Origin of the sequence: Mesorhizobium sp. M7A.F.Ca.CA.001.08.2.1 (assembly GCF_003998455.1) — a bacterium.
Lineage (GTDB): Bacteria > Pseudomonadota > Alphaproteobacteria > Rhizobiales > Rhizobiaceae > Mesorhizobium > Mesorhizobium ciceri.
On sequence record NZ_RZPW01000026.1, the window covers coordinates 7,947 to 19,427 of the forward strand.

10 protein-coding genes and 1 pseudogene are annotated in these 11,481 nt (G+C 62.3%); 6 read left to right on the top strand and 5 right to left on the bottom strand.

The genetic code is table 11. The annotated features are described in order from the left end of the window. Window positions 1-3: 3 nt before the first annotated feature. The 5 genes and pseudogenes from EN914_RS03235 to EN914_RS03255 all read left to right on the top strand — a co-directional run. Window positions 4-915: pseudogene (locus tag EN914_RS03235) on the top strand (branched-chain amino acid ABC transporter substrate-binding protein); the annotation flags it as partial. Between the two features lie 291 nt (window positions 916-1,206). Further along, a complete protein-coding gene (pyc, locus tag EN914_RS03240) occupies window positions 1,207-4,665 on the top strand; it encodes a pyruvate carboxylase (protein ID WP_024502894.1) in 3,459 nt (1,152 codons plus the stop codon). Window positions 4,666-4,812: 147 nt separating this feature from the next. After that, window positions 4,813-5,085: a DUF2312 domain-containing protein gene (locus EN914_RS03245; RefSeq protein WP_245497798.1), complete on the top strand. Its 273-nt coding sequence runs from the start codon at window positions 4,813-4,815 to the stop codon at window positions 5,083-5,085. 201 nt (window positions 5,086-5,286) lie between these two features. Continuing rightward, on the top strand, window positions 5,287-5,727 hold the full coding sequence (locus tag EN914_RS03250) for a hypothetical protein (protein WP_024502895.1): 441 nt from the start codon (window positions 5,287-5,289) through the stop codon (window positions 5,725-5,727). Window positions 5,728-5,734: 7 nt separating this feature from the next. Next, window positions 5,735-6,046: a hypothetical protein gene (locus EN914_RS03255; RefSeq protein WP_024502896.1), complete on the top strand. Its 312-nt coding sequence runs from the start codon at window positions 5,735-5,737 to the stop codon at window positions 6,044-6,046. A 100-nt stretch (window positions 6,047-6,146) separates the two neighbouring features. Here the strand turns inward: EN914_RS03255 and msrB are convergent, their stop codons facing one another. The 5 genes from msrB to EN914_RS03280 all read right to left on the bottom strand — a co-directional run bounded on the left by msrB (window position 6,147) and on the right by EN914_RS03280 (window position 10,139). Continuing rightward, a complete protein-coding gene (gene msrB, locus EN914_RS03260; protein WP_013529102.1) occupies window positions 6,147-6,551 on the bottom strand; it encodes a peptide-methionine (R)-S-oxide reductase MsrB in 405 nt (134 codons plus the stop codon). A gap of 198 nt (window positions 6,552-6,749) precedes the next feature. Continuing rightward, window positions 6,750-7,547 (bottom strand): MBL fold metallo-hydrolase, encoded by a 798-nt coding sequence (locus EN914_RS03265; RefSeq protein ID WP_024502897.1) that lies wholly within the window; start codon window positions 7,545-7,547, stop codon window positions 6,750-6,752. 19 nt (window positions 7,548-7,566) lie between these two features. Continuing rightward, on the bottom strand, window positions 7,567-8,757 hold the full coding sequence (locus EN914_RS03270) for a VWA domain-containing protein (protein ID WP_024502898.1): 1,191 nt from the start codon (window positions 8,755-8,757) through the stop codon (window positions 7,567-7,569). Window positions 8,758-8,763: 6 nt separating this feature from the next. Beyond that, window positions 8,764-9,210, bottom strand: coding sequence for a GNAT family N-acetyltransferase (locus tag EN914_RS03275; protein WP_024502899.1), 447 nt, complete (start codon window positions 9,208-9,210; stop codon window positions 8,764-8,766). 65 nt (window positions 9,211-9,275) lie between these two features. Then, the gene (locus EN914_RS03280) at window positions 9,276-10,139 is read right to left on the bottom strand and encodes a LysR family transcriptional regulator (RefSeq protein WP_024502900.1); all 864 of its coding nucleotides are present in this window, start codon (window positions 10,137-10,139) and stop codon (window positions 9,276-9,278) included. A gap of 136 nt (window positions 10,140-10,275) precedes the next feature. Between EN914_RS03280 and EN914_RS03285 the strand changes: the two genes are divergently transcribed. Continuing rightward, the coding region (locus EN914_RS03285) for an MFS transporter (RefSeq protein ID WP_245497799.1) at window positions 10,276-11,481 on the top strand (1,206 nt) is incomplete at its 3' end.

Here is an 11,481-nt window from a genome sequence, read left to right on the forward strand (position 1 = left end):
GAAGTCGGCGACGACGACTCCGATCCGAAGCAGGGTATCTCGGTCGCCAACAAGTTCGTCGGCGACGGCGTCAAGTTCGTGGTCGGCCACTTCAACTCCGGCGTCTCTATCCCGGCATCTGAAGTCTATGCGGAAAACGGCATCGTCGAAGTGACGCCGGCCGCGACCAACCCGCAATTCACCGAGCGCGGTCTGTGGAACGTGTTCCGCACCTGCGGACGCGACGACCAGCAGGGCAGCATTGCCGGCGCGTATCTCGCCGCCAACTTCAAGGACGCCAAGATCGCTGTCGTTCACGACAAGACCACCTACGGTCAGGGCCTTGCCGACGAAACCAAGAAGGCGATGAACGCCAAGGGCGTGACGGAAGTCATGTATGAAGGCATCAATGTCGGCGACAAGGACTTCTCGGCGCTGATCGCCAAGATGAAGGAAGCCGGCGTTTCCATCATCTATTGGGGCGGCCTGCACACCGAAGCCGGCCTGATCATCCGTCAGGCGGCCGACCAGGGCCTCAAGGCGACGCTGGTTTCCGGCGATGGCATCGTGTCGAACGAACTGGCTTCGATCGCTGGCGACGCAGTTGCGGGCACGCTCAACACGTTCGGCCCGGATCCGCGCCTGATCCCCGCCAACAAGGAACTCGTCGAGAAGTTCCGCGCGCAGGGTTTCGAGCCGGAAGCCTACACGCTCTACTCCTACGCCGCCGTGCAGGCGATCGCGGAAGCAGCGACCGCTGCCAAGTCGAACGACCCGCAGGCAGTTGCCAAGGCGCTGCATGAAAACGGCCCCTTCAAGACCGTTCTCGGCGACCTGTCCTATGACGCCAAGGGCGACCCGACGCTGCCCGGCTACGTCATGTACGAATGGAAGAAGGGCGACGACGGCAAGTACACCTACGTCCAGAAGATGTAAGCTCGTCAGTCTCCTGACCATTTACGGATGCCCGGCGCCTCGCGCCGGGCATTTTCTTTTGCCATCGTCATGTTCAGGGGCGGCCGATGGAGCCGATGCTTAGCCGGGGAATGATCGTGCATTAACCGGAAAGCCGGCTCTTTTTTGGCTGTTCGGAGGAATGGGAAGGGTCCTTGGCGCAATGTTTTTATTTCAATCGGTTTAAGTGCGCGTCAATTTCGTTTGCACTGCAGCATTTTCACGCTAATCATTGCGCCGATTTCTCTTCCTTCCGTCGCTGGAGCCCAGTCCTTGGCCATCACGAAGATCCTCGTCGCCAACCGGTCCGAAATCGCCATTCGCGTCTTCCGCGCGGCCAACGAACTCGGACTCAAAACCGTGGCGATCTGGGCGGAGGAAGACAAATACTCCCTGCATCGCTTCAAGGCCGACGAGAGCTACCAGGTCGGACGCGGGCCGCATCTGACCAGGGACATGGGGCCGATCGAAAGCTATCTGTCGATCGAGGAGGTGATCCGCGTCGCCAGGCTGTCGGGTGCCGATGCTATCCATCCCGGCTACGGATTGTTGTCGGAAAGCCCCGAATTCGCCGACGCCTGTGCCGAAGCCGGCATTACCTTCATCGGGCCGAGGCCGGACACAATGCGGCGGCTCGGCAACAAGGTCGCGGCGCGCAATCTCGCCATCGAGGTCGGCGTGCCGGTGATCCCCGCCACCGATCCGTTGCCGGATGACATGGAGACGGTCAAGGCACTGGCCAAGGAAATCGGCTATCCGGTGATGCTGAAGGCATCATGGGGCGGCGGCGGCCGCGGCATGCGGGCCATCCGCGCCGAAGCCGACCTTGCCCGCGAAGTCACCGAAGGCAAGCGCGAGGCGAAAGCCGCCTTCGGCAAGGACGAGGTCTATCTCGAAAAGCTGATCGAACGCGCCCGTCATGTCGAGGTGCAGGTGCTGGGCGATACCCATGGCAATGCCGTGCACCTGTTCGAGCGCGACTGTTCGATCCAGCGCCGCAACCAGAAGGTCGTCGAGCGGGCGCCGGCGCCCTATCTCGAAATGTCGCAGCGCGAGGAGCTTTGCGGCCATGCGCTCAAGATCGCCCGCGAAACCAGCTATATCGGCGCCGGCACGGTCGAGTTCCTGCAGGATGCCGACACCGGCAAATTCTATTTCATCGAGGTCAACCCGCGCATCCAGGTCGAGCACACCGTCACCGAGCAGGTGACCGGCATCGATATCGTCAAGGCGCAGATCCATATCCTCGACGGCTTTGCCATCGGCACACCGGAATCAGGCGTGCCGGCGCAGAAGGACATAAGGCTGAACGGCCACGCGCTGCAGTGCCGTATCACCACGGAAGATCCCGAGCACAATTTCATCCCGGATTACGGCCGCATCACCGCCTATCGCGGCGCGACGGGCTTCGGCATCCGCCTCGATGGCGGCACCGCTTATTCGGGCGCGGTCATCACCCGCTTCTACGATCCGCTGCTGGAGAAGGTGACGGCGTGGGCGCCGACGCCGGCCGAGACGATCGCCCGCATGAATCGGGCGCTGCGCGAGTTCCGCATCCGCGGCGTCGCCACCAATTTGACCTTCCTCGAAGCGATCATCAACCATCCGAGCTTCGCCGACAATTCCTACACGACCAAGTTCATCGACACGACGCCGGAACTGTTCCAGCAGGTCAAGCGCCAGGACCGCGCCACCAAGCTCATCAACTATCTCGCCGACGTCAGCGTCAACGGCCATCCCGAGACGCGCGGCCGGCCGCAGCCGAAGGCCGACGCCGCGGCACCCGTGGTGCCTTACCTCAACGGCAATGTGCCCGGCGGCAGCAAGCAGAAGCTGGATGTGCTGGGCCCGCAGAAGTTCGCCGCCTGGATGCGCGATCAGAAGGAGGTTCTGGTCACCGACACGACGATGCGTGATGGCCATCAATCGCTGCTGGCGACGCGCATGCGCACGCATGACATTGCCGGCATCGCCGGTACCTATGCGCGTGCCTTGCCGCAGCTTCTATCGCTGGAATGCTGGGGTGGCGCCACCTTCGACGTCGCCATGCGCTTCCTCACCGAGGATCCGTGGGAGCGGCTGTCGCTGGTGCGCGAGGCGGCGCCCAATCTGCTGTTGCAGATGCTGCTGCGCGGTGCCAATGGCGTCGGCTACACCAACTATCCCGACAATGTCGTGCAGCATTTCGTCAAGCAGGCAGCAAGCGGTGGCATCGACCTGTTCCGGGTCTTCGATTGCCTGAACTGGGTCGACAACATGCGCGTCGCCATGGATGCGGTCGGCGCCGAGGGCAAGCTGATCGAAGCGGCGATCTGCTACACCGGCGATATCCTCGATCCGGCTCGGGCGAAATACGACCTCAAATACTATGTCGGCCTAGCCAGGGAATTGCAGGCGGCCGGCGCCCACATCATCGCCGTCAAGGACATGGCCGGTCTGCTGAAGCCTTCCGCAGCACGCGTGCTGTTCAAGGCGCTGCGCGAGGCGACCGACCTGCCGATCCATTTCCACACCCACGACACGTCGGGCCTGTCGGCGGCGACGGTGCTGGCGGCGGTGGAAAGCGGCGTCGACGCCATAGACGCGGCGATGGATGCCTTCTCCGGCAACACCTCGCAGCCATGCCTTGGCTCACTCGTCGAGGCGCTGAAGGGCACCGAACGCGACCCCGGTCTCGACCCGCAATGGATCAGGAAGATCTCGTTCTACTGGGAAGCGGTGCGCAACCAGTACGCCGCCTTCGAAAGCGATCTCAAAGGGCCGGCCTCGGAAGTCTATCTGCACGAGATGCCGGGCGGGCAGTTCACCAATCTGAAGGAACAGGCTCGCTCGCTCGGATTGGAGACGCGCTGGCACGAGGTGGCGCAGACCTATCACGACGTCAATCTGATGTTCGGCGACATCGTCAAGGTGACGCCGTCGTCCAAGGTCGTCGGCGACATGGCATTGATGATGGTCAGCCAGGACCTGACCGTTGCCGATGTCGAAAATCCCGACAGGGATATCGCCTTCCCGGATTCGGTCGTCTCGATGCTGCGCGGCGATCTCGGCCAGTCGCCAGGCGGGTGGCCGGCGGCGCTGCAGAGGAAGGCGCTCAAGGGCGACAAGCCGATCACGGTGCGGCCCGGCTCGCTGCTCAAGCCAGCCGACCTCAAGGCCAACCGCAAGGAAATCGAGGAGAAGCTCGAGCGCAAGCTGTCGGAGTTCGAATTCGCCTCGTGGCTGATGTATCCGAAGGTGTTCACGGATTTCGCCGGCGCACAGGAAACCTATGGGCCGGTCAGCGTGCTGCCGACGCCGACCTATTTCTACGGCATGAAGCCGGAAGACGAGATTTTCGTCGACATCGAGAAGGGCAAGACGCTGGTGGTGCGGTGCCTTGCCATCGGCGATGTCGACGAGAAGGGCATGGTCACCGTGTTCTTCGAGCTCAACGGCCAGCCGCGCCGTGTCAAGGTGCCCGACCGGGCGCATGGCGCGTCCGCCGCCAAGGCCCGCCGCAAGGCCGAACCCGGCAACGAGGCGCATGTCGGCGCACCGATGCCGGGCGTCGTTTCTGCGCTTTCGGTGGCTGCCGGCCAGGCTGTGAAGGCCGGTGACGTGCTGCTTTCCATCGAAGCGATGAAGATGGAGACGGCGCTGCATGCCGAGCGCGACGGCACGGTCGCCGAGGTGCTGGTCAAGGCAGGCGACCAGATCGATGCCAAGGATCTGCTGATCGCTTTCAGCTAATTGATACCTTCCTGGGGATCGCTGTCCGCATCGTGGCGGCAGCGTCAGTTCGATCATCGATAACAGCTTGACCCGCCGCCGCCGGTCGGGCATCGAGCCCGCTCAATTCGCCGCTGCATGCATCCCGAGTCGCGGCGCAGAAACGATGTGGAGAAAAATAGGGCCGACGATATCACCGATCCCAGCCAGACTGTTGCCGGCGGGCAGGTGCGTGCCTTCATCGAGCGCATAGAGCGGCTCGAGGAAGAGAAGAAGACCATTTCCGACGACATCAAGGAAGTGTTCGCCGAGGCCAAGGGCACAGGCTTCGACACCAAGGCGATGCGCACGATCATCCGGCTGCGCAAGAAGGACCAGGCCGAGCGTCAGGAAGAGGAAACCATCCTCGATCTGTATAAGGCCGCACTCGGCATGGTGTAGAGACCGTCTGGAAATTCTAATCCGGCGGCCATCTGGTGGCGTTTTCTGCGCTTCCCTAGTTCTACTGCAATGCAGTAGAACTGAGCTCACGTACTTTAAGTACGCTCCGCTCCGGTTCTCGAAACCACCACCATCTGACTCGCCGGAGCGAATTTCGAAACAGTCTCCGGCCGAGCATGATGCCGGAGCGAGCATCGAGCCATGAGCGAATTCGACTTCGGCGCCCGCCGCGCCTCTGAATTCCGCCAGCGCGGCTTCTGGACGCTGTTCGCCGAGCGGCATCCGGGAGAAAGGGCTCTGATGGCGAGGCGCGGACCCTGGTTCTGGCAGCGCGGGCTGCCCGATTTCGCCTTGGTCCTTTCCATGTATGTCGCGCCGGCGCAGAGCCAGGTCGGCGTCTTCTTCGGCCGCAACGAGAAGTTCGGCGCCACGCAAGCGTGGTCGCGGTTGAAACCGTTCCAGCCTGATATCGAAGCCAGGCTGAAGCTCAAGCCGGAACAGAGTTGCGAGGATCTCGGCATCAATTCGATGTGGCGGGTGAACTGCTATGCCGAGGACAACTGGCCAGCCATGGCCGACTGGCTGGTGACCGAATGTTCGCGCTTCGAGCGCGCGGTAACCGAAGTCCTGAGGCAGGGATAGACATCCGGTGTTGCCAGAGGGTATCGGCTCCTTTTTCCGCTCACGCTGGCAAGGCCAGGTGCCGCTCGACCGGCTGTTCTGGCGCGACCTTGTTCTTGTCGGCACGGCGCTCAACGTCGCATCTCTGGTGGCCGCGATCGTCCTGCTCGGACTGAAGCTGCCGCTGGCGCTGGTTCTGGCGGTGCATTTCGCACCGGTGCCCTACAACCTCTTTCTGACCTTTTCCGTATGGCGAACCACGGAAAAGGCCGGTGGCGCCAAGGCCTCACTGATGACGCTCGGCGCCACATTATGGCTGATCCTGACGGTCGTGGTCTGAGAGCGGACACGGGCGCCCACCGCGTTCGCCGGGTTCGGCCGGGGGGCAATGAAAAGGGCGGCCGCAGCCGCCCTTTTCCTTCATTCAATCGAATTTCGGTTCAGGCCGCCGGCTCGAATTTCAGCGCCACGCCGTTGATGCAATAGCGCAGGCCGGTCGGCGGCGGGCCGTCCTCGAAAACATGGCCGAGATGGCTGCCGCAGCGGGCGCAATGGCATTCGGTGCGAACCATGCCGTAGCTGCGGTCGACGGTGTTTTCGACCGAACCCGGCACCGGGTCGTTGAAGCTCGGCCAGCCGGTGCCGCTCTCGAACTTCAACTTGGATTCAAACAAAGGCTGGTCGCAGCCGACGCAGGAAAAGGTGCCGGCGCGCTTCTCGTAGAGCAAAGCGCAGCTTCCCGGCCGCTCGGTGCCGTGGCCGCGCATGACGGCATACTGCTCCGGCGTCAGCCGGGCGCGCCATTCGGCGTCGGTGCGGGTTACAGGGTAGGTGTGGGTGTCCATGTGATCTCCTCAGCCTTGCCGGCTCGCCACTACAGCGCCGCGCGCCCATCGGACGCGCAAAGGGACGCTGTAGTACTTTGGTTTTGCGCATAATCCTTTCCGAACCGGAGGTTCGGGATCATGCGCGGATTGCAACCTCATATTCGCACCAAGATAGGCATTTGTTACGCGATTTGCCCGCATTTTCGATCGTGATCTTTATGCGATCGCCCTGAGATAGCGATCGACCGAAGCAGCCAAGGCCGCTTTTGCGCCCCCGATGACACTCTGGTTCCACCATGCACCATAGATATGGTCGAACGCGAATGGCTCCAGTGCCGCCGCGATGCGGCGCACAGCCGCTGCATTGAGCGGAATGTAGTTCGGATAGCTGTACATGAAGCTGACATGGCGGCGCGTCGGCGTCACCTGCAAGATATCGCCGGCCAGCAAGACGTCGCCGACATCGCGTTTCCAGTGCAGCACCTGACCGCCGGCAAAGTGGCCGCCGCAGCGGATGAGCGTCAGCGAAGGGTTTATGGCCAGCGTCTCGCCTTCCCAACTGACGATCGCCTTGTGCGGTCGCATGATCCATTGGCGGTCGTCGGCATGGAGATAAATCGGCACGCCGCCAAACGCCTCGCTCCAACTGGCCATCACCGAATAATAGTGGCAGTGCGAGATGGCGATCGCCGCCAGGCCACCGCGGCGGTTGATCTCGGCCACCGCCTCGTCGCTGACCATCGAAACGCAGTCCCACAGCACGTTGCCGTGTGGCGTCTGCGCCAGCAGCGCCCGTTGGCCGATGGCGAAGCGCGGCTCGATGCCGAAGGCGAGAACGCCGGCATCGTCCTTCATCACAAGCCGGTGCCCTTCGGCAAGTTCCTCCGGCGTGATCCACGCTTGGCCCTCCCAGCGCACATATTGGCGCTCGTCCTCGCAGATCGGGCAATGTTCTGGCGGCGTCTCTGTCGCCGCGAACTGGACGCCGCATTGCAGGCAGAGGAAGCAGGTCATCGGATCTCCTGTCGGTCTTTCAGTGCTTTCTTGAAAGCTGCTTGGTCGCGCCCTCCAGCCCGGCCAGCGTCAGCGGGAACATGCGGCCGCCGAAGATGTCGCGGATCATCGCAATCGAATGGGTGTAGCCCCAGTTCTTGGGGTCTTCGGGGTTCAGCCATACCGCGTTCGGCCATTGCTGCAGCAGACGGCCGAGCCAGACGCTGCCTGCCTCCGGATTCCAGTGCTCGACCGAACCGCCGGGGTGAGCGATCTCGTAAGGGCTCATCGAGGCGTCGCCGACGACGATCACCTTGTAGTCCGGACCGTATTTGTGAAGCAGGTCGAAGGTCGGAATCACCTCGGCATGCCTGCGGCGATTGTCCTTCCACACGCCCTCATAGAGGCAGTTGTGGAAATAGAAATATTCGAGCTGGCGGAATTCGGCGCGGGCGGCCGAGAATAGCTCCTCGACGCCTTTGATGTGGTCGTCCATCGAACCGCCGACATCGAAGAACATCAAAAGCTTCACCGCGTTGCGCCGCTCTGGCCGCGTCTGCACGTCGAGATAGCCGTGTTCGGCCGTGGCGTGGATGGTTCCGGGCAGGTCGAACTCTTCCTCGGCACCCTCGCGCACCCAGCGGCGCAGGCGTTTCAGCGCGATCTTGATGTTGCGGGTGCCGAGTTCGACGGCATCGTCGAAATTCCTGAACTCGCGCTTGTCCCAGACCTTAACCGCGCGGCGGTTGCGGCTTTCATGCTGGCCGATGCGCACGCCTTCGGGATTGTAGCCATAGGCGCCGAAAGGCGAGGTGCCGCCGGTGCCGATCCATTTCGAGCCGCCCTGGTGACGGCCTTTTTGCTCCTGCAGCCGCTGTTTCAATGTCTCCATCAGTTTCTCGAAACCGCCGAGCGCTTCAACCAGTTTTTTCTCCTCGTCGGTCAGGTGCTTTTCGGCGAGGCGGCGCAACCATTCCTCGGGGATGTTGGCGATATCGACTGCATCCGGTCCGCCCAGCGCTTCAATGCCCTTGAAGACATGCGCGAACACCTGGTCGAAGCGGTCGATGTGGCGCTCGTCCTTCACCAGGGCGGCGCGGGCGAGGTAATAAAAACCTTCGACGTCGTAGTCGACCAGCCCAGCTTCCAGACCCTCCAGCAGCGACAGATATTCCCTGAGCGAGACGGGAACGCGTGCAGCCTTCAGTTCAAGGAAGAAGGGGATGAACATGGCCGGTTACAGCAAATCATACTCGATGAAGCCCGTGCGGCGGGCGACGTGGTCGTAAAGCTTGCGCGCGGTGGCGTTGGTCTCGTGCGTCATCCAGTAGACATTCTTGACGCCGATCTTTGCCGCCTCTTCCTTCACTGCGTTGATAAGGGCGGCGCCGATCCCCTTGCCGCGCACATTCGGGTCGGCGAACAAATCCTGCAGATAGCAGTTGTTTTTCTCCGACCAGCCGGAGCGGTGGTACAGGTAGTGCGTGAGACCGACCGCCTTGCTGTCCAGTGTGGCGATGAAGCCTTTTGGCTCGAATTCGCCCGGAGTGAACAGCCGCTTCCAGGTGACGGCGTAGACCTCTTCCGGCAGCTTCGTCTCATAGAAGGTGAGATAGTCGGTCCACAGGCGCCGCCAATCGGCGTGGTCGGACTGCGCGAGCGGGCGGACGATTATCTCGGACATTTCGTTCCCTCTGAAGTCTGGAACCCGATCCATACCAATAGAATCGGGATCAGGAACACCCTTGCCTATTCGGCAGGCGAACTATATTCGCGAAAAGCGGTCGCGAGCATGTGCAGCGCCTCCCGCGCCCGCGGCGGCAGAGCGTGCGACTGCAAAACGATCTCGGAGGGGGGAATTGGTGGCAGGCCGAGTTTGCGGCCCACCTCGATCAAGCCCGGGGGCACAACCCGGTAAGCGAGGGCGGAAAGGGCAAAGCCCGCCGATACCGCGATGTTGACGGCAGCGCCGCCGCCGCCGACGAAAGCCTCATTCCAGGCGATGCCTGCCCGGTCCAGCGCCTCGACCGCTCTCATACGGTCCGGGCAATTGCATCTGGTGCTTAAAAGAGCCAGGCGCAGGGGCGTGCCTGGTCGCCATTCGAAGCCAGGTGCCGCGAACCAGCCATAGTGGGTGCGCGACAAAGCTTCACCGCGTCGACTGTCATCTTCCTGGTGCACAATCACCGCATCGAGTTCGCCGCGATCGAAAGCTTCTTCCAGCATGGAGCTGGTATCGATCCGTATGTTGAGCGCGAGCGACGGATCGTGGGCATGAAGCTGGGCGATCAGCGTGGAAAGCTCAGGCCCCGCGACATGATCGACGAAGCCGAGCGCAAGCCGACATGGCGCCGCGGAAAATTCCGCGACGGCGCGTTCATGGGCGGCAAGGAATTCGCGGGCCACGGGCAGGAAGACAGCCCCCCTTTCCGACAGTGCCACGCGGCGCGGGGTTCGTTCGATCAAACGTGCGCCGAGCTTTTCCTCGAGCCGCCGCAACTTGACGCTGATCGTCGCCTGGGTGCTGCCAAGTGCTGCAGCCGCCCGGGTGAAGCTCTGCAGGTCGGCCACCATGACGAAAGTGCGCACGGCATCGACATCGAGACTGGCCATCTCCGGCATTCCATTTTGTTATCTCTGAAATAGAAATGCATAGTCTTTTTTCATGGTCAAGCCTCGTCTATGTCATCTCGACCGCAGTTTGAAGAGCCAGCCCGGTTCCAGAATGCTTCGACAGAAAGTGATCGACATGACGTTTCAAATCGACCGAAACACCGTTGCGCTTGCCGGGGCCTGCCTTGCCTCGCTGCTGTTCGGCCTCGAAATCTCCAGCGTCCCGGTGATCCTTCCGAAACTGGAAAGCGTGCTCGCCGCCGACTTCAAGGATCTGCAATGGATCATGAACGCCTACACCATTGCCTGCACCACGGTGCTGATGGCGACAGGAACGCTGGCCGACCGCTTCGGCCGCAAACGGGTGATGGTGATCGCCACCATCGCCTTCGGCCTGGCCTCACTGCTGTGCGGCCTCGCGCCGAGCGCTTCGCTCCTCATCATTGCACGCTTCCTGCAAGGCCTGGCGGGAGGGGCGATGTTCACTTGCAGCGTGGCCGTCTTGTCCCACCAGTTTCAGGACGGCAGCGAACGCGGCAAGGCTTTTGTGGCCTGGAGCGTCGTCTCGGGGATCGGGCTTGGCTTTGGTCCCGCCATCGGTGGATTGATCGTCGCGTTCTCGAGCTGGCAGTGGGTGTTCCTCATCCATGTGCCGCTTGCCATCCTTGCGCTGGTCTTCATCGGTGCCGGTGTCACCGAATCACGCGACCACAATGCCCAGAAGCTTGACCGTGCCGGTATCCTGACGCTCTCGTTCGCGGTGTTCGGCTTCTCCTATCTGATCACGCAAGGGGCCGATCTCGGCTCTGGCGCCCGCATCGGCGTGGCAAGTGCTGCCGTGCTGGCCTTCGCCGCGTTCCTCGTTGCCGAGAAGATCAGCCCCTACCCGATGTTCGATTTCTCGGTGTTCCGGATCCGTCAATTTTCGGGAGCGATCATGGGCGGCATCGGCATGAATTTCAGCTATTGGCCGTTCATCATCTATCTGCCGATCTATTTTTCGGGTGTGCTCGGCTACGACAGCACCACGACCGGCCTGCTGCTGCTCGTCTACACGCTTCCCTTGATGCTGATGTCCTCGACCGCCGAGCGCCTGCGCGCCCGCTATCAGGCGCGGGTGGCGATCCCGCTCGGGTTGCTGACATTGGGGGTCGGCTTTATCGCCATGAGGATAGGTTCGAGCCTTGAGGGAGCCAGCTGGCTGACCATGCTGCCCGGTACGCTGATCGCCGGTATCGGTATCGGCCTCACCAACTCACCGACCACCAACACCACGACGGGTTCGGTGTCGCCGGATCGCGCCGGCATGGCTTCGGGCATCGATATCAGCGCGCGGCTGATC

What these genes read in the sequence shown, in the direction of transcription:
- EN914_RS03250 (WP_024502895.1), top strand. Translation starts at nt 5,287, where the DNA reads ATGAGCGAATTCGACTTCGGCGCCCGCCGCGCCTCTGAATTCCGCCAG.
- msrB (WP_013529102.1), bottom strand. Translation starts at nt 6,551, where the DNA reads ATGGACACCCACACCTACCCTGTAACCCGCACCGACGCCGAATGGCGC.
- EN914_RS03265 (WP_024502897.1), bottom strand. Translation starts at nt 7,547, where the DNA reads ATGACCTGCTTCCTCTGCCTGCAATGCGGCGTCCAGTTCGCGGCGACA.
- EN914_RS03270 (WP_024502898.1), bottom strand. Translation starts at nt 8,757, where the DNA reads ATGTTCATCCCCTTCTTCCTTGAACTGAAGGCTGCACGCGTTCCCGTC.
- EN914_RS03275 (WP_024502899.1), bottom strand. Translation starts at nt 9,210, where the DNA reads ATGTCCGAGATAATCGTCCGCCCGCTCGCGCAGTCCGACCACGCCGAT.
- EN914_RS03280 (WP_024502900.1), bottom strand. Translation starts at nt 10,139, where the DNA reads ATGGCCAGTCTCGATGTCGATGCCGTGCGCACTTTCGTCATGGTGGCC.